Genomic DNA, 21,941 nt, shown 5'->3' with positions numbered 1-21,941 from the left:
TTTATTCTGGTAAGGACTGTTACTGATACATTTATCTGATGCTGAACAACAAGGAAGGCGGTTGAAGGACGATTTTGAAGCCCTGTTAACTCAGTATGCGCCGCTGTTAAGCCGGGTGGCCAGCGGGTATGAGGCCAATGAAAATCTGCGTGATGAACTGGTACAGGATATTGCACTAGCGGTATGGCAAAGCCTGCAGCGCTTTGAAGGGCGCAGTAACCTGAAAACATACATTCTTAAAGTGGCGCATAACCGGGCGGTTAGTCATGTAGCCAGGCAGGTGCGTCAGCCAGCCACTGATCTGTTTAACGATGAGATGCACACATCCGGCGCCGTGGATACGGTAAGCCGACAACTGGAACAGGAGCAGGCTACAGAACGTTTGCTGCGCGCTATCCGACGATTACCGGTACAAAGTCGCCAGATTGTGATTCTGTCGCTTGAGGATCTGAGTTATGAAGAAATCAGCGATGTCTGTGGTTTATCTGTCAATCATATTGGTGTCACGCTGAACCGGGCCAGGGCCGCGCTGAAAAAGGAACTGAGCAATGAATGATTTTGAACAGGAGCTGAGCGCTCTGTGGCAATCCCAGCAGGTGAAGCCCGTTGATATAAAGCAGATTAAAAAGCGGTTGCGTAATTTGCAGATAAAACACCGGTGCTACCTGCTGCTTGATGTACTGATGCTGATCCCGTTTGTCTGGCTGATAGGGTGGGCGCCGGCGCATTTGTCCACCAGCGCCACCGTTTTTGTGATATTGCTGGGTGTGGTGACGGTCGGTTATACCCTTTATTTAGGCTGGTTACGGCGTGCGGTGGTACTGGGCCGTCTGACCACCGCGGACCATGTTGCGTTACTGCGCCAGCAGCTTAGCAACAATGTGCGTATTGCCCGTATCTCCAGACACTCGGCCTGGCTGTGCCAGCTGGCCATCTGCGGCTTTTTTATCAATGAATGGCTGGTGGAGGATTTTCGGCCCGACAACCTGCTGAACTTCGGCGCCGTCATGGCTGGGGTAACCTTGTTCAATATCGGGTTTTATGTGTGGGCGGCAAGGCGCGAACAACGTTTTCGCGCCGAGGCCGCTGCTCTGGGTTAATCGCCCTGCTCAGCGGTTTTTTCCACCGCGTCAGGCTTACGCTGCTCCGGTACTTCACCCAAGAAAAACTGATAGTAAAAATCCAGCGCAAACTCGGTTTGCTCCTCGATGGTGGTCTGAATGGCTTCTACATAAAACTGAGGCAGCCAGCGATATTTAAGCGCCAGATCCGGTGGTGCAGAGCGCCGGCGTACGGTTTCGGTGGTAGAGTCTTTCTTACCCAGACCGACATCCACATTGTACTGAATACTCAACCGTTCATTGATTCGTCCGTTTAAGGATAATTTAGGGTCATCGCTGGCTGAGCCAGAGGTCGTGCCGATACTAAAATCATCAATACCCAGGGCACTGCCCAGCTGCCCCTGAATTTTGTCGGTATTGGACAAACCCATGCCCAGTAGAATAGCGGCATAGTTAGGATCTCCCGAGCCGCCGGCGTTGGGGGCACTACCGGTTAACAGATAACCCAGCGCATTACCCTGCTCCATCGACGGGGTGGAGAAAATGCTGATATTCGGACTATCCGCCGCACCATCAATCCGGATACCGGCAATCACCCCATCATCGGTTTTGCTGGGATCACGAATGGCCTCTACCAGCAGCAAAGGCTGGTCTAGCGGGCCGTTGAACTGAACTTCACCGGTCTGAATAATCAGATCCTGACCATACGCCTGATACCGGCCATCCATGACCTGTAAAGAGCCGTAGCCAACTGGCGCAGGTTGTGTGGCCACCTGAAGCTCACCGGCCAGGTTGGCGGTTAAGCCAAAAGCTTCCAGTTTTACCTCTCCGGCTTTGTCTTTATCAATAATGACATCGATTTTGGCATCTACAATATCCAGTGGATCTTCGGTGGGCGGCTCGCCACGTAAATGCACATCTTTAGACGGGGCTACCGCACTTTGCGGTAACTCTTCAATCTTTGCCCGTGCCCAGGGGATGCTGATCTGGCCGGTCACTTTGACCAGGCCCGGTTCGATACTGGCGTTTAAGTCTGGTGACAGCTTCACCTGTACATCGCGCTGTTCCACCTCCAACCGATCGCCACTAAGATGAACCTCTACTTTCGGCGTGTCTATTTCGCTCCAGTCGACCGAGCCATCCAGGCTGCCCTTGCCGTCGCCCAGCATAAAACTGCCGTCGAACTGTGCTTGACTGCCTTCAAATACAATCGACTGATTCCAGTTGGTGATGGTGGCCGGCGTATCATCAATATCAATATTGCCGTCAGCCAGTTTCAGCTGTCCGTTCATCACAGGCGCACTTAGCTGGCCGGTCAGCTGCAACTGACCACCAAAAGCGCCGGACAGTTCGCGGATGGTGGGTGACACAGGCTTAAGCGGTTCCAGCTGAATACCACTGACATCAATCATGCCATCAAGCTGCGGATTTTCCTCAAACGGGCGGGTAGCCAGATTACCGGTCACCTCTCCCAGTTGCGGGCTTATCAGCGCCATACTGGCTTTCAGATCATCATTCTTGATATTGCCTTTAACTTCCAGCTTATCAACATCAATGGCGACCGCACCTTCTTTACCCAGCTTCCAGGTGGCCGGCGTCAGGGCCAGATTAAAGGTGCCCTGCGGGCGGCCATTTTTCGGCATTTTCCCTTTACTGGAGATCGATAATGTAGAGTCCGGTGCCTCGGGCAACAGCTCAGCTAAAAACTCGCTGGCCCATAAGCCGGCCGGTAATGCCCTGGCATTGAGGGTCCAGCGCGCCACATCATTTTTATACAGCAAATCGTCTATACACAGCTGACCTTCAGCTCTGGACTGCCAGCAGTTCTGGGTAATCTTGGTGCTAAAGGGCGCTGGGCGTACGGCTACGGTAAACCCATCCTGCAGGGCCCATCGGGTGGATAACAGACTCAGATTACTGCGCTGTATTCTGCCCACCCAGCGTGCATCTTTCCACTGGCCATCCAGGGCCAGTGACAACGCATGGTCGGTCACCGCCAGCTCGGTTTCAAAATGGTGGCTGGACAGGCGTCCATCCAGTGTGACAGTGCCGTTAAGTGCGCCCTGTGCTGCCAGCGCCGGACTGATTTGCGGACCGGCTTTCACCTCATTCAGGCTGATTTGGCCTGTGGCGCCCGGATCCTGCCAGTTACCTGAGATATCAATGTCCGCATCCAGCGCCCCGGACAGGCCGGGATATACCGCATCAAGCTGCTGCATGGCCAGTTTTACCGTACCCTTGAGATACCGGTTTTTTATGACCTGACCGGCGACATCCGCCCGGTTGTCTCCCTGGGTAACCTGCACATTGGTGACCAGCAGCTCGCTCGGCCCGGCGTATACCACCGAGCCATCCACGGTCAGCGGGTAGGCGCCCTGCTGGGCCGTTAACGACAATTCGGAAATGCTGGCCTGAATGCCCTTATCATCGTACTGCATGAGCGTTTTGAACTGCCCGCTGATGGCTTCAGGGCCCATTTCGGCCAGCGGTTTACTGGTCAGTCCGGCCAGTTTGGTCATGCCTGCCCAGCTCACTGATTCATTCAAATACAAGGTGCCAGTATTGGTGATCCTCCCGCCCAGTAATGAGGCGGTCAGGGCGTTAACCGTAATGTTGTTACGATTAAGAATCATGTCGGCCTTGACCGGTACATTGCCAATTTGCGGTATATCAGCGGATGTACCCGCGGTGAGATGATAGTTGCCCATGGTGCCAGAGGCGCGCAGCTGGCCCTGGTATAACTGTCCGTCAGGCAGGGCGGCAAGTGTCTGATCCGGCCAGCTGGCGGTAAGCTCTACCGGCAGGGTGTCGGATAACAGGTTGGCCGACAGGTCAGCCTTGGCAGTATAGGGGCCGCTGGCCGCTATACTCAGGCGCAGGTCCTGCAAACTGCCACTGGCGCTCAGACTGACTTGCTCGGCGGCCTCGCCCAGATTGTTTATGCTGGCCTCAGCGTCAATATCCAGTGCGTACTTATCCTGCAATGTGATATCTGCGCTGGCATCCACGACCCCCATGGCATGTTCCACATGCAATGATTCGGCGCGCATGTCGACATCTGAAAATTCAAACCGGGCCAGTTTCACCAGCTTAATGTGCTGCTTTGACTCACCCTGCCATAGCGTTGTGTCGGCCACTGATAAATCTTTTATCAGCACCGGCAACGGCGTGGTGATAGCCGGCAGCGCGGGGGCGCTGTAGTTAAGGGCATAACTGGTCGGGGCAGGCTGCGTAGCAGGTTCTGTGGCCGGCATGGTCACGGTTAACCCCTGAAGCTGCAGGTAATCCACAACAAGCTCATCGCCGGCACTGATGCCGGTATCCAGGCTGGCCAGTTCTATGGTCTGGTCCGTAAGCGCAATACGAGTATTGGTCAGGTTAATATCGGGCGCCTTAATGGTAACCGGTAAACTGAACGGTTCGGTGGAAGGCGGCGCCTGGCTGGCTGGTGCCACGCCCAGCTGGCTAACCTTAACGCCATCGGTATGCACAACATCCAGACACACTTTGCCCGATAGCAGACAGCCCAACACCACATTGGTGGATACCTCACTGGCCTGAACCTGCCAGTATTCATTTTCCCAGCTTAGCCCGCGCACGGTAATGTCACTGACGATGGTGCCGTCAATCTCATTAATATGCAGGCCGCTTACCGCGTTGTTGACCAAAGCGCGCAAGGCCGGCGTGCCAATGGGGCTGATGACAAGTGCCAGGACAATAAACAGCACCACAAACGGGGCCAGTACCCATAACGGGATATAACGTTTTTTCATAATTCGGGCCCCAGCATGAAGTGAATGCGCCAGGTATTTTTCTGCTCAGAAAAACCAAAGGCAACATACAGCCGGACCGGCCCGATGGGAGAAAGCCAGTGCACGCCCGGGCCAATGCCCAGTGCAGGGTCTTCATCAAAATCATTGGTTGCGGTGCCAATATCGGTAAATATTGCGGCCCGCCAGTTAGGTATAACCTCGTAAGCATATTCTACTCCGGCGGTAGCCAGGTACTTACCGCCGGCTTCCCCTAACGCACCGGTCACCGGATTAAACAGCTCGCCCTCCGGGCCAATTTCACGATAACCAAAGCCTCTGACACTCTGATCACCACCAGCGTAATAACGCACCGAAGCCGGTACATCGTCAAAGCTGCTGGTATCAATCGCGCCCAGCTCGCCACGCAGCATCAAACGATGCTTGCCATAGGTACGAATAAACCGGGCTTCAATGCCGGCTTTAACAATATCAATATCCGACCCGGCCGCTTCGCGACCTACCTGCACGGAGGTACGCAAATAACTGCCGCGGGTAATATTCAAAGAATCATTTTTCATCAGATATTGCAGGGCGTAGCCAGGCATCAGCAGTTGCGTAGTCTGCGAGGGATTTTCTTCGACCTTATACTGTTCGCGTAAATAGGTGACAGAGTAATCATTCTGCCAGGGCGAATCAGACGCTTTTACAATCCGGTGCAAAGACACACTTAAGGTTTCACTTTCGGTCCCGGTGTTTTCGTAATCCAGAAACTGATAACCCGCTTCATATTTCAGATAATCATTTTTGATATCGCCCATCGGCACCAAATAGTCTGCGGTAATGGACTGCTCCGGCTCAGAGATAAATAACTCGGCGCTGGCCGAGTGGCCGGCGTCATTAATCCAGGGGCGTTCCCATTTCAGGCGCATACGGGGGCCGGTGTCGGTGGCCGCGCCCAGACCCACATTGAAGTTATCGCGGGGCTTGTGAGCCAGGGTAATTTCAATCGGCACTTTTTTATCCTGCGCCCGGCTGACCACTGGCCGGGCAATGACCCGGTTAAAATAACCAGACTGATTGAGCTGGCGGTTAAATTCGGTCAGTTTGGCCGATGAATAGGCCTCGCCCACACTAAATGGGCGGAGCCGGCTGATGATGGTCCTGGCTTTGTCATCGCCCACATACTCCAGATCGCCAAACTGGTACTGTGGGCCGCTTTGTGCAATGAGCAGAATATTGGCTTCGTGGGTATCACGAACTAAATCCAGACGGGTCGCCTGCCACTTAAAATCAAAGTAGCCGTGAGATAACGCGTAGTTAAACATGCGATTTTTAAACGACTCATACACCGGTTGCAGCATGATATCGCCCGGCTTTAAGGCAAAGCTGTTAAAGGTTTCCCGAAAGGCGTTATCAGCGCGGGCCGGGCCGATGATTTCCCGGGTCACGTTAGCCACTTTTAATGGCGTATCCAGGGTGACATTAACAATTGCCTCGTCATCTTCTGTCAGGGTGACCGTGGCCTGGCTGTTGTAATAGCCAAACGGCTGCACAGCGGTGGCAACGGTGCTGGCCACCTCTTCCTGCCAGAACGGATCGTTTAGCGCATCCTGACTGATATTCAGGCTTTTGAGGTGTAACCGGATATTGTCTTTGAGGTTATCCTGCTCCACTCCCTTTATCTCAAAGTCCAGCGCCATCGCCGGGGTCAGGAACAACCAGAACAGGCTTCCCAGCAACCACACCCATACTGTATTTGATTTGTTCCTGCGCATGAACTGTCTTTGTGTTCCTTTATCGGTGGTGACCGGGCATAGTAACAGACCGCACCGGTGGGCAAGATAAAAAATGTGTTTCATCTTTTTTTCCCTGCCCTTTGTTATGTGTGATGGGATAGATCAGCCCATGTATATTTAGCCAATGACTATGCAAATAACGCGCCCCGATACCGGGGTAACCTGCGTGGCACTGGCTTTAAATTAATCAGCGCACAGTATACTATGACCCGCGTTGTCACTCTTTGTTCGTGCGATGTAAGTGCATAAATAAAGGATGCTTCTGCTTACGTTACCAATAAAGGAAAGTTGTATGAAAGGATTTCACAGCATCGTCCGCTGGTGGGTGCTATTTACTGCCTGCTTCATGCTTATTACCCCTGCTATGGCCGCGTCGTCAACAACCGGAATACCGGTGGAAGCCTTCAGTGCCCTGCCGCAATTTGAGGATGTGCAGTTGTCACCCGATGGCGACAAAATTGCCTACCTGCGCCATGTGGAAGTGAAAGACGAGCCGGTGGCGTTGCTTCAGGTATATGACTTTGCAAAGAAAAAGTCATTTTATCTGTTATCTTCTGATGGTGAGAAGGTCAAAATCAACTGGTATCACTGGGCCAATAATCAAAAGCTGGCCGTCAGTGCCCGCTATGAAAGCAAAGAGGGATCAGCCCGTTTTTTTCGTACCCGCCTGTTCCTGATGGATTATGAAAAAAATGGTGAAAAACCTCAGCCTGTTGTCAGTCCGGTGCGTTTGCGCAATCGCAAAACCGCTCATATTCCGCAGTTTATGGATACAGTGGTGGACTGGTTGCCTGATGATCCTGAACATATTCTGATGGCCATCGATTTGGATGAAGCCTTCAGACCTTCTGTGTACAAAGTGAGTGTCAATGACTACCGAATGCAGCGGGTTGAGCGGGGCAAACGTAACATCCGGACCTGGGTGAGTGATCAGCAGGGGAAAGTACGGCTCGGGATTACGCTGAATTACAGCACTGGTGAACGTCAGGTTCTGATTGAACAGAATGATGACTGGGTCCCCTTGTTTGAATATAACGCCATGGCTGAAAAAGGCTTTTATCCCAGAGGTTTCGGGCTGGATCCAAATATACTGTATTACAGCGCTTACCACGGTGATTACCTGGCGCTGTATAAAATGAACCTGAAAACCCGTGACAGTGAACTGGTGTTTGCCGATGAAAACTATGATGTGGATGGCAGACTGATTTATTCTTCACAAAGTGGCGATGCGATTGGTATACGCCACGCTCAGGCGCCAAACGGGCGTCATTACTGGGACCACCGCTGGACGGTATTACAAAAGCTGGTGGATGAGGCCATGCCGGACTACCACAATGTGCTGGTGAGTTTTAATCAGGATGAAAGCCGTTATATTTTGCTGTCTCAGGCTGATGGCAAGCCGCCCATGTACAGTATAGGGGATGTGGGTAAAAATCAGCTGAACGTATTGTTTCATCAGTATCCACAGCTCTACGATACGCCGCTGCCAGAGCACCGCAAAGTGTCATTTACCGCCCGGGACGGGCTGACCATTGAAGGGTATCTGACCGTGCCGCTCACCGGTAAGGCGCCGTATCCCACCATTATTCATCCCCACGGTGGACCCGGTGCACGAGACTACGATGGCTTTGACTACTGGACGAGCTATTTTGTCAGTCGCGGTTATGCGGTTCTGCGGCCCAACTTTCGGGGCTCATCCGGCTATGGATACAGCTTTGCGCAGGCGCAGATGAAAGGCTGGGGGCTGCAGATGCAGGATGATATTACCGATGCTACCCGCTATCTTATCAGTGAGGGGATCGCTGATGCTGACAAGCTGTGTATTGTTGGCGCCAGTTACGGTGGTTACGCTGCGTTGATGGCAACCGTTAAAACGCCGGCGCTGTTTTCCTGTGCGGTCAGTTTTGCCGGCGTGTCTGACTTAAAACAGCTGGTGCGTAACTCTCGTCACTTTCTGAACAAAGAATTTGTTAAAAATCAGATTGGCGATGATTATGACGATCTCGAAAAGCGCTCGCCGGCTTATCATGCCGACGAGATAAAAACTCCGATCTTACTGGTTCACGGCGATGAGGATCGGTCTGTTCCGGTTGCGCAAAGCCGGGATATGGCAGAAGAACTTAAAGATGCCGACAACCGGCTGTTTCGCTATGTTGAGCTACCTGCAGGCGATCATTATCTGTCATTGCAGAATAACCGTCATCGGTTCTTTCGTGAAATGGATACGTTTTTGAGCCGTTATTTGCAATAGACTGTTTTTGTTTTGCCAGCCGCGTAGTTAGTTTGCGGCTGGCCCTGAATTTTGCCCGCCTGACTGATTTGGTACAACACGTTTTGCTGGTTTCGTGTACACTGTTTGTTGCATACCCTCTCTGTGAACACTTTGTAAGAGCGACCACCAAAACGCATGACCAATCCGGTAACATACACCAAAACTTCCCCGACCCTGTCGCTGTATGAATTTGTGGCTCTGATGGCCATGATGACCTCGCTGGTGGCTCTGAGCATTGACTCCATGTTACCGGCACTGACGCAGATAGGCGCAGCCCTGAATGCCGCTGATGACCATGAAGCACACTTAATTGTGTCGATCTTTTTTGTTGGAATGGCATTTGGCCAGCTGTTTTTCGGCCCCTTTTCTGATGCCCGTGGCCGCCGCCTGACGATCCTACTCGGGCTTTGTATTTTTGCTGCCGGTACCGTGGTGTGTATGCTGGCCAAGAATATGGAAACCATGCTGCTAGGCCGGGTGATTCAGGCCTTTGGAGTATCTGGTCCGAGGATTGCTGCCATGGCGATTATTCGCGATCTGTACGTGGGCGACGCGATGGCCCGGGTGATGTCATTTATTATGATGGTCTTTATTCTGGTGCCGATGCTGGCGCCGGTGGTTGGTCAGACCGTGCTGTATTTTTTCAGCTGGCAGCATATCTTTTCACTATTTTTGGTGGTTGCACTGCTGGCCGGCATCTGGTTTTTCAGCCGGCAGCCGGAAACCCTGCCCCGGGCTCGCCGTGCGTCGTTTTCCTGGGCACAGTTTTTTCGCTCCACCCGCTTTATCTTTACCCACATGTCGGTGATGGGCTATACCATTGCCATGGGCTGTATCTTCGGCGCTTTTCTGGCCTACCTGAGCGCCTCACAAACTATTTTTCAGGAGTTTTATCAGACCGGTGGCATGTTTCCGTACATTTTTGCCACCCTGGCCTTTTCCATCGGCCTGGCGTCACTTTTTAATGGCACCATGGTGGTTAAAATGGGAATGAGCCGGCTGATTCATATCGCATTGTACGGGGTCATCGTGTTTGCCCTTGTCTTTAACGGTATTTTACTGGCATTTGACGGCCTGCCGCCGCTGGTACTGACCATTATGGTAATGTTCTGCGGGTTCTTTTTTGTCGGTATTCTGTTTGGTAACCTGAACGCGATGGCGATGCAGCCATTAGGCGATATTGCCGGCCTGGGCGCGGCCATTATCGGCTCTTTATCCAGCATGATTGCCGTGCCGGTGGCCCTGTTTGTTGACAGCTTTTTAACCGACAACCTCTATCCTATCGGACTGGGCTTTTTAAGCTTTTTTACAATGGCGTTTATCGTGGTGCGGGTGGGCGACAGAGAGCGCCGCCAACACCCGGAAAAGATTCATGTAGAAAAGGATTAGTCCGCTGTCTGTCTCAGCTGCTGGATGTAGGCCGTGACCACGGTTTGCACAAACTGCTGACAAGCCCTGGCGGTTTGCGGGTCGTAATGTCCCTGATTAGTAATATTGTTGGACAAAATACGAATGCCTAAAAACGGTGTCTGATAGGCATGGGCAATCTGGGCGGCCGAGGCTGTTTCCATTTCCTCCACGCTGGTGCCCAGGTTGTCATGCAGCCAGGCAATTCTGTCCAGTTCATTATTCCAGAAGTTACCACTGCCAATGGTGCCGGTGACCACCTTACCGTGGGTGTAGGTATCCTTTAACGACAGGGCCAGTGCCAGCAATGCTTTGTCGCCAGCATAAAACCGGGCTTTTTCGGCTTTGGCTGCGCTGTCGCCCTCACCGGCACTGCCAGCAGACGCCATTAAATCCATTGGCAGCCAGTTCAGCGGCGCTGAGCCTTCACCGGCCTTACGGTGAGGTGTTTTGAAGTTAGCCGCATTCACACTGCGTGCACCCAGCACAATATCGCCTACCTGTAATTTGGGGTCGTGACCGCCAGAGGTGCCCTGATTAATAATAATACGGGGCCGGTAACGGGTAATGCCTATGGCAGTGGCCGCTGCGGTATTTTCCAGCCCTTTGCCGGTCTGGGCAACCACCACCGGATAGCCATTGAGCGTGCCGGTATAGAATGTGGCATTGCCTGAGTGTTCGGTATGCACATCATCAAGCAGAGCGGCAAAAAATTCTGCCTCAATCGGCATAGGTCCCTGAATCATAATGGGCTGACGGGGTGTGGCGGCAGGTGCCACCTCAACCTGTTTCATCTGGGCCAGCGCCTGTGTGGCAATAAACAGGTAGCAAACAGCAATACAACAAAACAGTTTTTTCATGGTGATTTTATTTTTCCGGTGTGGGTGAGCTGTTGGCCTCAGGGCAGTTATTACCTTAACAGGTTTTACAACAGATAACCGGCAAATAGCAGAGATAAAAAAGCCCGGTCAAAATGACCGGGCAAGAGGGCTTTGGTTAAGCACCTAACGACAGAAACTGCTTATGCACCAATGATGGCTTTCATGTCCGTCATGTAGCCACGCAGGACTTTACCTACCTGTTCTACACCATGATTACGGATAGCATCGTTGGCGTCTACCAGGCGACGGTTTTCAACCTGGTTAGATTTCACATCCAGACCTTTGCCGATAACATCGGTAGCAATGGATGGCATAAATTTCTCGCGCAGCAGAGGCACTGCTGCATTGGCGAACAGGTAATTACCGTATTCAGCCGTATCTGAAATAACCACATTCATTTCATACAAACGCTTACGTGCAATTGTATTTGAGATCAGTGGTGTTTCGTGTAAAGACTCGTAGTACGCTGACTCTGGCAGGATGCCGGCTTCCACCATGACATCAAAGGCCAGTTCCACACCTGATTTAATCATGGCAACCAGTAGAATGCCGTTGTCGAAAAACTCCTGCTCAGTGATTTCACCATCGTAAACCGGCGCATTCTCAAACGCAGACTCACCGGTTTCTTCACGCCATTTCAGCAGATTAGCATCACCGTTAGCCCAGTCTTCCATCATGGTGCGGGAAAACTCGCCGCTGATGATGTCATCCTGGTGTTTTTCAAACAGCGGACGAAGCAATGTGGTCAGCTGCTCAGACAAATCAAAGGCTTTCAGCTTAGCCGGATTAGACAGGCGATCCATCATGTTGGTTACACCACCGATCTTCAGTGCTTCGGTAATGGTTTCCAGACCAAACTGAATAAGCGCTGCTGCATAGCCCGGGTCGATGCCATCGTCGGTCATCTTTTCAAAAGCCAGAATCGCGCCGACTTGTTGCATACCACATAAAATGGTTTGCTCGCCCATCAGATCAGATTTCACTTCAGCGACAAACGATGACTCAAGTACACCGGCACGATCGCCACCAGTTGCACTGGCCAGCGCCTTGGCTATGTCCCAGCCTTCGGCTTTCGGATCATTTTCAGGGTGAACCGCTATCAGTGTAGGTACGCCGAAGCCACGCTTGTACTCTTCGCGTACTTCTGTGCCCGGGCACTTAGGTGCACACATCACAACTGTGATGTCGCTACGAATTTGCTGACCTTCTTCAACGATGTTGAAACCGTGAGAGTAGCCCAGTGAAGCGCCGTCTTTCATCAGCGGCATGACTGCTTCGACCACACTGGCGTGCTGTTTGTCCGGAGTCAGGTTGTATACCAGGTCAGCCTGAGGAATCAGTTCCTGATAAGTGCCTACCGTGAAACCGTTGTCAGTGGCGCGCTTGAATGAGTCACGCTTTTCATCGATTGCTGCCTGACGCAGTGCATAGGATACGTCCAGCCCTGAATCACGCATGTTCAGGCCCTGGTTAAGGCCCTGGGCACCACAGCCGACGATAACCACTTTTTTTCCTTTCAGGAACTGGCAACCGTCAGAGAATTCGCTGCGGCTCATAAAACGGCAGCGACCTAACTGGTCAAGCTGCTGGCGTAAGGACAGGGTGTTGAAATAATTAGCCATAAAAATTTCCGAACATCTCTTTTTATCTCGTCATAATCAGCGCACCATCGCGCTGAAGACCTCGTCGGTGACGACTTGGTATGTAACTTATCGGATTCTTTTTGTTTTGGAAAATGATATATTCGCAAGACAGTATTTCATTTTATGCAACACTATGGGTTTTCGTAGCCTACAACTGTTCAATCATCTGGCCAGCAGCCTGCATTTTGGCGACACAGCGCAGGCCATGTATGTGTCTGCATCCACGCTCAGCCGCACTATTCAGCGTTTAGAGGAGGAATGCGGCGCGGTTCTGTTTTTGCGGGACAACCGCAAGGTATCGCTGACCCACTCGGGCCATAAAATGCTTGCCTTCAGCAGTCAGGTGCTCAAAGACTGGCAGGGTTTGCAGGCTGAATTACGCCAGGACAGTCAGGATCTGCAGGGAGAGCTCAGTCTGTTTTGTTCAGTAACCGCCAGTCAGAGTCACCTGCCCGACCTGTTGCGTCGCTTCCGGGAGCAGCATCCGGGAGTGGATATCCGGCTTATCACCGGTGATCCGGCACTGGCCAATGACAATGTGAAGCAGCAAAAATGTGATGTCAGTATTGCCATTAACACACCGGACTTTCCTACCGATTTGTCTTTTTCCCGGATTGATTATGTGCCCCTGACCCTGATTGCGCCCAGAGACTGGCGTATTACCCAGCTCAGCCAGCTTGACTGGCGTAAGCATCCGGTGGTGATGCCGGAAATCGGGCCGACCCGGCGTATTGTGTACCACTGGTTTGCCGAGCATGGCATCCGGCCAAACATTTATGCCTCGGTAGGAGGCAACGAGGCCATTGTTAGCATGGTGGCCTTTGAATGCGGCGTTGGGTTTGTGCCCACAGTGGTGCTGGATCACAGCAGTATGGCGTCTCAGGTCACCCGGATTGTAGTGGAAGACATTGAGTCTTACGAACTGGGCTTATGCTGCTTACAGTCCCGCCGGCACGAGCCACTGATCAACGCCCTGCTTCAGCTGGAGCTCAGCTGACCAATCAGCCTGTCCAGTGCCCGGTACTGCATGGCTTCGCTTAAGTGGCTGCGCCCGACCTGCACACTGGCATCCAGATCGGCCAGCGTACGCGCTACTTTCAGGCTGCGGTGAAACACCCGCATGGAAAGCTTAAGCTGAGCGGCGGCACGCTGAGCAAACGCCAGATCGCGCGCGCTTAGCTGACAGGCTTCGGCCAGTTCGCCAGCCTGTAGCTGGTTATTCAGCTTACCCTGACGCTGCCACTGCACGCGGCGGGCTTCACTGACCCGGGTTTTGGCCTCCTGCGCGCTGTCCTGATGGGAGTCGGTGACCGCGGCACTGAGCGTATAGTCAGGTAACCGGGGAACGTCTACCTGCATGTCGATGCGATCCAGTAACGGACCCGATAGCCGGTTGATGTAACGCAGTATTTCATCCGGGGAGCAGCGTCCGTCATGAACATCTCCGGTGGGGCTGGGGTTCATCGCCGCGATGAGCTGAAAGCGGGCTGGATAGGTGGCCTGCCCCTGTGCCCGGCTGATGCAGATATGGCCGTTTTCCAGAGGCTCGCGCAGTACATCAAGATTGCGCCGGCCGTATTCAGGCAGCTCATCTAAAAATAAAATACCGTGGTGGGCCAGCGATACTTCGCCGGGCATCGGGTTGCTGCCGCCGCCGGTCAGGGCCACCGGTGAGCAGGTATGGTGTGGGGCGCGAAACGGTCGGCTGAACAGGGTTTGCGCTTCAACGGTCAGCCCTTTTACCGAGTGTACCGCGGCGACCTCCAGGGCCTCTTCGATACTCAATTCTGGCAGCAGGCTGAGTAAACGACTGGCCAGCAGACTTTTACCCGTGCCCGGGGGCCCGACAAACAGTAAATTATGCGCTCCACTGGCGGCTATCAGCAGCGCCCGCTTAGCCGGCTGCTGCCCGATAATGTCATCCCATCGTGGCACCTGGCGCGGTGCGCAGTGGTGGGCCTGCTCGGCCAGTGCCTGGAGTTTTTCCGTTCCGGAAAAATGATGAAAAACATGTAACAGGGACAGGGCGGGGTATCGTTCAATACCATCAACCAGGGTGCCTTCGGGCACACAGGCGGCGGGAAAGATCACGCTGCTGTCAGTCTCGTTACGAATGGCAAGCAGTGCCGGAACCAGTCCGGTAATCGCTTTTAGTGTGCCATCCAGCCCCAGCTCGCCAATCAGCTCGGTTTGCGCCAGTGCCCGTTCATCCAGCATGCCGGCAGCGGCCAGAATTCCCACTGCAATAGGCAAGTCATACCGGCTGCCGGCTTTGGGGACCGTGGCCGGAGCCAGATTGACAGTAATACGCCGGGCGGGAAACTCAAAGCCACTGTTAATCAGTGCGCTGCGTACCCGGTCCCGGGCTTCCTTTACACTGGTTTCTGCCATGCCAACCAGGTCAAACCTGGGTAGTCCGTTAGACAGATGCACCTCGACCTGTACCGGCGGGGCATCAATGCCCTCGGCGGCCCGGGTGCGTAATACTGCATACCCCATAATTTTCCTCCCTAAAACTGTAGGGTAAGACAATCGCCCGGGTGGCAGATACTGACCTGACGGGCAGTTTATTCGCTTTTAAACACCGGTAGCTGCCAGTGCCAGCGCATCGAGGCAAAGCGCATCAGCACCGTGGTGATAAGCGCAGCCAGAAGGCTCCACGTATTAGGCATACCGTTATAGTAAAACATTGCATAAATCAGCCCGCCTGCAATACAGGTACTGGCATACAGCTCGCCGCTGAATACCAGCGGAACTTCGCGGCAAATCACATCGCGCATCATGCCCCCGAACACCCCGGTGATCGTGCCCATGGTAATGGCGACCGACATGGCAGCGCCATGGGTCAGTGCCTTTTCCATGCCTACTACGTTAAACAGCGCCAGTCCGAAAGCATCAGCAATCAGCAAATAGTGATAAGGAAAATAATCAATAAATCGCAGCCAGATAATGGTGCCCAGTGCCGCCACTACGGTGGTATACAGATAGTCCGGGTCGGCGACCCAGAATACTGGTAAATCCAGCATAATATCACGCAGGGTACCGCCGCCGATGGCGGTGGCCGCTGCCAGTACAATGACTCCGAATCCGTCCATGCGCTTTTGATACGCCATCAAAGTACCGGAGATGGCACATACTGCCACCCCCGCCAGATTCATATAGTGAAACCAGTCTATTGTCATTGGCAGGCCCCTGCTGCAAAGCAAAAAATGAAAAGCAAACGTGAAATTCTGAATACATCAATAAGTATCGGCAAGTCTGCGCAATTCGCTTGAAAAAGACTACCGTTTCGTGATACTTATTTTGCGTGTAATCACAGCCGGGCCAGCCATCCCGATGTTGTGCAGGAACATCCTGAATACATATTTTTTCGAATTTCTTCAACATCTTGTCTTATCTCAGATAAGCATTATCTGGTTCTGTCTAACAGAACATTATTCCTCGTTGTGTGCCTGACAATCAGGCAAATCAGCCTGTGGTCTGGTGTTTTTTACAGCAATTGTAAAAAAACTTGTCCACCTGCATGGTCCGTCGCTGAGCTCAGTTGGGGCTTTGCATGACCTGCTGTATCATTTGCCTGAACTTTTAATTTCTGCCGTCAGGCAGTGTTTGGGTGTATCCCTACAGATAAGGAATAAACATGGCTAAGCAACCTGCTGAATATATTTGGTTTAATGGCGAGACAAAACCGTGGAAAGAAGCCACCGTTCATGTCATGTCACACGCGATTCACTACGGCTCGTCAGTATTTGAAGGTATTCGTGCCTACAAAACACCAGATAAAGGCACCTGCGTATTTCGCCTGAACGACCATAACCGCCGCTTGTTTGATTCAGCCAAAGTGTATCGGATGACCATTCCGTTTACGCTGGATCAGATCAACGAAGCGACCCTGGATATTATCCGCAAAAACGACCTGCAATCTGCTTACATCCGTCCGATCGCGTTTTATGGCGATATTGGTATGGGCCTGCAGGTACCGTTTGGTCAGGAAGCAGAAGTCACCATCGCGGCCTTTGAATGGGGCGCATACTTAGGTGAAGAAGCCATCAAAAACGGCGTAGATGCCGGTATTTCCTCATGGAACCGTCTGGCCGCCAACACTATGCCAACAGGCGCCAAAGCAGGTGGTAACTACCTGTCTTCTCAGCTGATCTCGATGGAAGCCCGTCGTCATGGCTATGGTGAGGGTATTGCGCTGGACCGCAATGGTTATATCAGTGAAGGTGCTGGTGAGAATATCTTTATTGTGCGCGACGGTGTGGTAACCACAACGCCAAAAACGGCCGCGATTCTGCCTGGTATCACCCGTGACACCTGTATCACGCTGCTGCGCGACATGGGTTATGAAGTGCGTGAAGAAAATATTGCCCGTGAAGCCATGTATTTGGCCGATGAAGTCTTTATGTGCGGAACTGCTGCCGAAGTGACGCCGGTTCGTAGTGTGGATGGTATTGCCGTGGGTAATGGCGGTCGTGGTCCGATCACCGCTCAGGTTCAGGATAAGTTCTTTGGCCTGTTCAACGGTACCACCGAAGATAAGTGGAACTGGTTAACGCCGGTTTACAAATAAACTAAGCAATCTGGAAAGTATTATGCCCAAGTTACGTTCAGCAACTACCACTCAAGGTAGAAATATGGCCGGAGCCCGTGCGCTCTGGCGTGCAACCGGAATGAAAGACAGCGACTTTGGTAAGCCCATTATTGCCGTTGCTAACTCCTTCACCCAGTTCGTACCTGGGCATGTGCATCTAAAAGACATGGGTCAGCTGGTTGCCCGCAGTGTTGAGGAAGCCGGTGGCGTGGCCAAGGAGTTCAACACCATCGCCGTGGATGATGGGATAGCCATGGGCCACAGCGGTATGCTGTACAGTCTGCCGTCGCGGGAAATCATCGCTGACTCGGTTGAATATATGGCCAATGCCCACTGTGCTGATGCGCTGGTGTGTATTTCTAACTGTGACAAGATCACACCAGGAATGCTGATGGCTGCGATGCGCCTGAACATTCCGGTGGTCTTTGTCTCCGGCGGCCCGATGGAAGCCGGTAAAACCACATTATCTGACCAAATCATCAAACTGGATTTGGTTGACGCTATGGTGGCCGCTGCTGACGATAAAGTCAGCGACGATGACACCAATGAAATTGAACGCTCGGCCTGCCCGACCTGCGGCTCATGCTCCGGTATGTTTACCGCCAATTCAATGAACTGCCTGACCGAAGCGCTGGGCTTATCTTTACCGGGCAACGGCTCGATGCTAGCCACCCACGCTGACCGTGAAGGTCTGTTTAAACAGGCCGGTCAGCTGGTTGTGGAGTTGTGTCAGCGCTGGTATGGCAATGATGATGAAACCGCCCTGCCGCGTAGCATCGCCAACTTCAATGCGTTTGAAAATGCCATGAGCCTGGATATTGCTATGGGCGGCTCCACCAACACCATTTTGCACCTGCTGGCTGCAGCGATGGAAGGTAAAGTGCCATTTACCATGGCAGACATTGACCGGTTATCCCGCAAGGTGCCCCATTTGTGTAAGGTGGCCCCTTCCACGCCAAAGTATCACATGGAAGATGTGCATCGTGCCGGTGGTGTACTGGGTATCCTCAATGAGCTTAATAAAGCCGGTTTATTGCATCAGGATGCCAACCATGTACTGGGTAAGCTGACCGATGTGATTGAGCAGTGGGACATTACTAAGCCGGGTAATGACAAAGCCGATAAGTTTTATCGCGCCGGCCCGGCCGGTATTCGCACCACCAAAGCCTTTAGCCAGGAATGTCGCTGGCCGGATGCCGACAGTGACCGGGAGAACGGCTGTATTCGTTCACTGGACCATGCCTACAGTCTGGAAGGCGGGCTGGCGGTGCTGTACGGTAACCTGGCCGAAGATGGCTGTATTGTTAAAACTGCTGGCGTGGATGAGTCTATCTATACCTTTACCGGCACAGCCCGTATTTTTGAAAGCCAGGATGAAGCGGTTGCCGCTATTCTGGGCGATAAAATCAAAGCCGGTGATGTGGTGATTATTCGTTACGAAGGCCCGCGCGGTGGCCCGGGTATGCAGGAAATGCTTTATCCGACCTCGTACCTGAAATCCAAGGGCCTGGGTAAAGAATGTGCGCTTATCACCGACGGACGTTTTTCCGGTGGTACCAGTGGTTTGTCGATTGGTCATTGCTCTCCTGAAGCGGCCAGTGGTGGTGGTATTGGTCTGGTTGAGGATGGCGATAAAATTGTTATCGATATCCCCAATCGTACGATCAACATGGATGTAGATGATGCTGAGATTGCCCATCGCCGTGAAAAAATGGAATCCCGTGAGCGTCCGTGGAAGCCGGTGAACCGTGAGCGGTACGTGTCTAACTCGCTGAAAACCTTTGCCATGCTGGCCACCAGTGCCGATAAAGGCGCGGTGCGCGATGCAAGTAAACTGGAAGACATATGAGTATCAGCGACCACGATTATCTGAAAAAAATCCTGCTGGCGCCGGTCTACGATGTCGCGGTCGCCAGTGAACTGGTGACAATGTCCAGTTTGTCACAACAGCTGGGTAACACGGTGTTTCTTAAGCGCGAAGACCAGCAGCCGGTTAAGTCGTTTAAACTGCGCGGGGCGTACAATCGTTTATGTATGCTCGACCAGGCCCAGCTGGATGCCGGCGTGATTGCCGCTTCAGCGGGCAATCACGCCCAGGGGCTGGCTTACGGGGCCAAAAAACGCGGTGTGAAAGCAACCATTGTGATGCCTGAAACCACCCCGGACATTAAGGTGGATGCTGTGCGCCGGTTTGGCGGTGAGCTGGTGGAAGTGGTGCAGTACGGCACTAATTTCGATATGGCCAGCGGTAAAGCAAAAGAGCTGGCAGCAGCGCATGGGTATACGTTTATACCGCCGTTTGATGATCCGGATGTGATTGCCGGGCAAGGAACGGTGGCCCGGGAACTGCTGGAGCAAAACCCGAACCTGGATGTGCTGTTTATCGCCGTGGGCGGCGGTGGACTGGCTGCGGGTATTGCGGTTTATCTTAAGCAGCTTAAACCGGACATTCGTATTGTTGCGGTAGAGTCTGAAGAATCAGCCTGTTTTGCAGCGGCCAAAGCGGCCGGTAAACCGGTACCGTTACCCTCCGTCGGCATTTTTGCCGATGGCGTGGCGGTCAAGGTCATGGGCGAGGAAACCTTTCGTCTGTGCAATCAGTTTGTTGATGAAATCATGACGGTGTCCAATGATGAAATTTGTGGTGCCATCAAGGATATCTTTGATGATACCCGGGTGATTGCAGAGCCGGCCGGCGCATTGTCGGTAGCGGCCATCCGTAAATATGTAAAACAGCATAACCTGAAGGGGAAGCAGCTGGGTGGCATATTGTGCGGCGCCAACATCAACTTTCATACCCTGCGCTATGTGTCGGAGCGCTGCGAACTGGCTGAGCAGAAAGAAGCGGTTTTTGCTGCGCGTCTGCCCGAGCGCCCCGGGGCTTTTAAAGGTTTTTGTGAGGCGCTGGGCGGCAAAAACATCACCGAGTTCAACTATCGGTACGGGCACGAGCAGGAAGCGCATGTGTTTGTCGGCGTGAAGCTTAAAGGCGGTCAGCAGGAGTACGGACAGCTTAGCACCGCGCTGGGTGATAAAGGCTTCAGCTGTGTGGATTTATCCGACAATGAACTGGCCAAGCTACACGTACGACATATGGTAGGCGGGCGCCCGCCGGCTATTTTAAATGAAACCGTGTTTGCGTTTGAATTTCCGGAATATCCGGGCGCATTACTGAACTTCTTAAATACGCTGGGTGAGCTGTGGAATATTACCTTATTCCATTACCGCAATCATGGTGCGGCGAAAGGACTGGTACTGGCTGGCTTTGATATTCCGCCAGCAAGCCGTGAGGCCTTTAATCAGCATCTGGATGCCCTGAATTACACCTGCAAGGATGTGACGGATGACCCGGCATATCAGTTTTTTTTAGCTGGCAACTAAAAAAAGAGCCGCTTTTGCCAGCGGCTACCCAATTGCCATTTTCCTAAGCGTTGAAAGCGGCCTAATCAGCCGCTTTTTTTAGTTCATCCCGGTCAAACACCTGAATCAGATCCATGCCTGACTGTTGTGGGGTAAACCCGCCAATAACATAAATATGGTCATCCAGCATAGTGGCCTTATTATGCCGGCCGTCTTCTAAATCCAGGTCTGTCTTGCGCCAGTAACCGGTGTCAAAGTTATACACATAAGAGGCAGATAAGTCAGTGTAGTGGCCAAAGGTGAACAGCTTGTTTTGCCATACGGCGGCAGAGTGGGCACTGAGCGGATGCGGTGCATCCGGTAGCTCACGCCAGCGATTGGTGGCCGGATCGTAGCTGAAAAACGTGGTCAGGGCATGTTTGCCGTCGTAGCCACCCACCACATAAATTTTGCCCTCGTATGTAACGGCCACGGTTTCCTTTGCCTCAGGCATCGGCGGGGCCAGCGACCAGCTGTCCTGGGCAATATCGTATACCGCCATCAGACTGGAGCGCTTCATTCGCTTGGTTTTCCAGTCCCTGTGACCGCCTCCGATGACATAAATCTTGCCATCCAGATACACCGCTGCGTTAACCCGGGTCGGATACGGTAAGGGCCGCGCCTGAGTCACGGTACGGGTACGGGTATCAAAAACCTCTACCCGGCTTTCATAATTGTATTCCCCTTTTTCATGAGAGATCCCCCCAATCAGGTAAATACTATGCTCGCCATCAAACACCGCAGAAAAGTAGCGCCGGGGAATAATATGTTTGTTCAGTACCTGAATATTGCGGGTGTCCGGGTCGATAATCTCTACATCACTAAGCCACTTACCGCCTTTTGAGCCGCCAAATACATAGATATTATTACCATCATTCGCTACCCCTTCACCAAACCGGGCGGTTTCCAGTTTAAACGGGATTTCAGTGGGGTAGATGTCCAGTGTGCGCGAGCTGCAGCCAGACAAAATGAGCAGGCAGACCAGACTCCACAGAAGCGCCTGACATGTTTGCTTAACCATGATTTTCCTTATTATATTTTCTGTCACTGAGTCATTGTCCAAAAAAAAGCGATAAAGCTGGTGTACTGCGCTTTATCGCTTTTTTGATACTACCTATACGTAGACACGCGTAGAT

15 protein-coding genes are annotated in these 21,941 nt (G+C 52.6%); 8 read left to right on the top strand and 7 right to left on the bottom strand.

Going from position 1 to position 21,941, the window contains the following annotated elements; translation table 11 throughout:
• The first annotated feature begins 61 nt into the window (after positions 1-61).
• Together EZV72_RS18120 and EZV72_RS18115 are read left to right on the top strand one after the other, a co-directional pair.
• Entirely contained in the window at positions 62-556 is a 495-nt protein-coding gene (locus EZV72_RS18120; RefSeq protein WP_137168554.1) for an RNA polymerase sigma factor, read from the top strand.
• Positions 549-1,100 (top strand): hypothetical protein, encoded by a 552-nt coding sequence (locus EZV72_RS18115; RefSeq protein ID WP_137168553.1) that lies wholly within the window; start codon positions 549-551, stop codon positions 1,098-1,100. The genes EZV72_RS18120 and EZV72_RS18115 overlap by 8 nt, the downstream gene beginning before the upstream one ends.
• Here the strand turns inward: EZV72_RS18115 and EZV72_RS18110 are convergent.
• Positions 1,097-4,834, bottom strand: coding sequence for a translocation/assembly module TamB domain-containing protein (locus tag EZV72_RS18110; protein WP_137168552.1), 3,738 nt, complete (start codon positions 4,832-4,834; stop codon positions 1,097-1,099). The two genes, EZV72_RS18115 and EZV72_RS18110, sit on opposite strands and share 4 nt — an antisense overlap.
• Positions 4,831-6,672 (bottom strand): autotransporter assembly complex protein TamA, encoded by a 1,842-nt coding sequence (locus EZV72_RS18105; protein WP_137168551.1) that lies wholly within the window; start codon positions 6,670-6,672, stop codon positions 4,831-4,833. Before EZV72_RS18105 ends, EZV72_RS18110 begins: the two co-directional genes overlap by 4 nt.
• Before the next feature lie 229 nt (positions 6,673-6,901).
• Here EZV72_RS18105 and EZV72_RS18100 point away from each other — a divergent pair, with 229 nt between their 5' ends.
• A complete protein-coding gene (locus tag EZV72_RS18100; protein ID WP_137168550.1) occupies positions 6,902-8,860 on the top strand; it encodes an alpha/beta hydrolase family protein in 1,959 nt (652 codons plus the stop codon).
• Positions 8,861-9,016: 156 nt separating this feature from the next.
• Positions 9,017-10,270 (top strand): multidrug effflux MFS transporter, encoded by a 1,254-nt coding sequence (locus EZV72_RS18095; RefSeq protein WP_137168549.1) that lies wholly within the window; start codon positions 9,017-9,019, stop codon positions 10,268-10,270.
• Here EZV72_RS18095 and EZV72_RS18090 read toward each other — a convergent pair.
• Both EZV72_RS18090 and ilvC read right to left on the bottom strand, forming a co-directional pair.
• A complete protein-coding gene (locus EZV72_RS18090) occupies positions 10,267-11,148 on the bottom strand; it encodes a 5'-methylthioadenosine/S-adenosylhomocysteine nucleosidase (RefSeq protein ID WP_137168548.1) in 882 nt (293 codons plus the stop codon). The genes EZV72_RS18095 and EZV72_RS18090 overlap by 4 nt on opposite strands.
• 161 nt (positions 11,149-11,309) lie before the next feature.
• Positions 11,310-12,791 (bottom strand): ketol-acid reductoisomerase, encoded by a 1,482-nt coding sequence (gene ilvC, locus EZV72_RS18085; protein WP_137168547.1) that lies wholly within the window; start codon positions 12,789-12,791, stop codon positions 11,310-11,312.
• Positions 12,792-12,945: 154 nt separating this feature from the next.
• Here ilvC and ilvY point away from each other — a divergent pair, with 154 nt between their 5' ends.
• The gene (gene ilvY, locus EZV72_RS18080) at positions 12,946-13,809 is read left to right on the top strand and encodes an HTH-type transcriptional activator IlvY (RefSeq protein ID WP_137168546.1); all 864 of its coding nucleotides are present in this window, start codon (positions 12,946-12,948) and stop codon (positions 13,807-13,809) included.
• On the opposite strand, the gene EZV72_RS18075 is transcribed toward ilvY, so the two are convergent.
• Positions 13,791-15,311, bottom strand: a complete 1,521-nt coding sequence (locus tag EZV72_RS18075; RefSeq protein ID WP_137168545.1) for a YifB family Mg chelatase-like AAA ATPase — start codon at positions 15,309-15,311, stop codon at positions 13,791-13,793. The two genes, ilvY and EZV72_RS18075, sit on opposite strands and share 19 nt — an antisense overlap.
• A 68-nt stretch (positions 15,312-15,379) precedes the next feature.
• Positions 15,380-15,994 (bottom strand): trimeric intracellular cation channel family protein, encoded by a 615-nt coding sequence (locus EZV72_RS18070; RefSeq protein WP_137168544.1) that lies wholly within the window; start codon positions 15,992-15,994, stop codon positions 15,380-15,382.
• Between the two features lie 458 nt (positions 15,995-16,452).
• Between EZV72_RS18070 and EZV72_RS18065 the strand changes: the two genes are divergently transcribed.
• From EZV72_RS18065 to ilvA, 3 genes are read left to right on the top strand one after another with little or no spacing between them, the layout of a single operon-like run.
• Positions 16,453-17,385 (top strand): branched-chain amino acid transaminase, encoded by a 933-nt coding sequence (locus EZV72_RS18065; protein WP_137168543.1) that lies wholly within the window; start codon positions 16,453-16,455, stop codon positions 17,383-17,385.
• A 22-nt stretch (positions 17,386-17,407) separates the two neighbouring features.
• Positions 17,408-19,255 (top strand): dihydroxy-acid dehydratase, encoded by a 1,848-nt coding sequence (ilvD, locus tag EZV72_RS18060; protein WP_137168542.1) that lies wholly within the window; start codon positions 17,408-17,410, stop codon positions 19,253-19,255.
• The gene (ilvA, locus tag EZV72_RS18055) at positions 19,252-20,787 is read left to right on the top strand and encodes a threonine ammonia-lyase, biosynthetic (protein WP_137168541.1); all 1,536 of its coding nucleotides are present in this window, start codon (positions 19,252-19,254) and stop codon (positions 20,785-20,787) included. The genes ilvD and ilvA overlap by 4 nt, the downstream gene beginning before the upstream one ends.
• Before the next feature lie 61 nt (positions 20,788-20,848).
• On the opposite strand, the gene EZV72_RS18050 is transcribed toward ilvA, so the two are convergent.
• On the bottom strand, positions 20,849-21,826 hold the full coding sequence (locus tag EZV72_RS18050) for a Kelch repeat-containing protein (RefSeq protein ID WP_137168540.1): 978 nt from the start codon (positions 21,824-21,826) through the stop codon (positions 20,849-20,851).
• Positions 21,827-21,941 lie beyond the last annotated feature (115 nt).

The sequence above is a fragment of the Salinimonas lutimaris genome (assembly GCF_005222225.1).
Classification (GTDB): Bacteria; Pseudomonadota; Gammaproteobacteria; order Enterobacterales; family Alteromonadaceae; genus Alteromonas; species Alteromonas lutimaris.
Note: the sequence above shows the minus strand (reverse complement) of the source record. Positions and strands in the feature narration are given on the sequence as shown.

Excerpts from the sequence above, each read along its gene's own strand:
- EZV72_RS18115 (WP_137168553.1), top strand. The coding sequence starts at position 549 with ATGAATGATTTTGAACAGGAGCTGAGCGCTCTGTGGCAATCCCAGCAG.
- EZV72_RS18110 (WP_137168552.1), bottom strand. The coding sequence starts at position 4,834 with ATGAAAAAACGTTATATCCCGTTATGGGTACTGGCCCCGTTTGTGGTG.
- EZV72_RS18105 (WP_137168551.1), bottom strand. The coding sequence starts at position 6,672 with ATGAAACACATTTTTTATCTTGCCCACCGGTGCGGTCTGTTACTATGC.
- EZV72_RS18100 (WP_137168550.1), top strand. The coding sequence starts at position 6,902 with ATGAAAGGATTTCACAGCATCGTCCGCTGGTGGGTGCTATTTACTGCC.
- EZV72_RS18095 (WP_137168549.1), top strand. The coding sequence starts at position 9,017 with ATGACCAATCCGGTAACATACACCAAAACTTCCCCGACCCTGTCGCTG.
- EZV72_RS18090 (WP_137168548.1), bottom strand. The coding sequence starts at position 11,148 with ATGAAAAAACTGTTTTGTTGTATTGCTGTTTGCTACCTGTTTATTGCC.
- ilvC (WP_137168547.1), bottom strand. The coding sequence starts at position 12,791 with ATGGCTAATTATTTCAACACCCTGTCCTTACGCCAGCAGCTTGACCAG.
- ilvY (WP_137168546.1), top strand. The coding sequence starts at position 12,946 with ATGGGTTTTCGTAGCCTACAACTGTTCAATCATCTGGCCAGCAGCCTG.
- EZV72_RS18075 (WP_137168545.1), bottom strand. The coding sequence starts at position 15,311 with ATGGGGTATGCAGTATTACGCACCCGGGCCGCCGAGGGCATTGATGCC.
- EZV72_RS18070 (WP_137168544.1), bottom strand. The coding sequence starts at position 15,994 with ATGACAATAGACTGGTTTCACTATATGAATCTGGCGGGGGTGGCAGTA.
- EZV72_RS18065 (WP_137168543.1), top strand. The coding sequence starts at position 16,453 with ATGGCTAAGCAACCTGCTGAATATATTTGGTTTAATGGCGAGACAAAA.
- ilvD (WP_137168542.1), top strand. The coding sequence starts at position 17,408 with ATGCCCAAGTTACGTTCAGCAACTACCACTCAAGGTAGAAATATGGCC.
- ilvA (WP_137168541.1), top strand. The coding sequence starts at position 19,252 with ATGAGTATCAGCGACCACGATTATCTGAAAAAAATCCTGCTGGCGCCG.
- EZV72_RS18050 (WP_137168540.1), bottom strand. The coding sequence starts at position 21,826 with ATGGTTAAGCAAACATGTCAGGCGCTTCTGTGGAGTCTGGTCTGCCTG.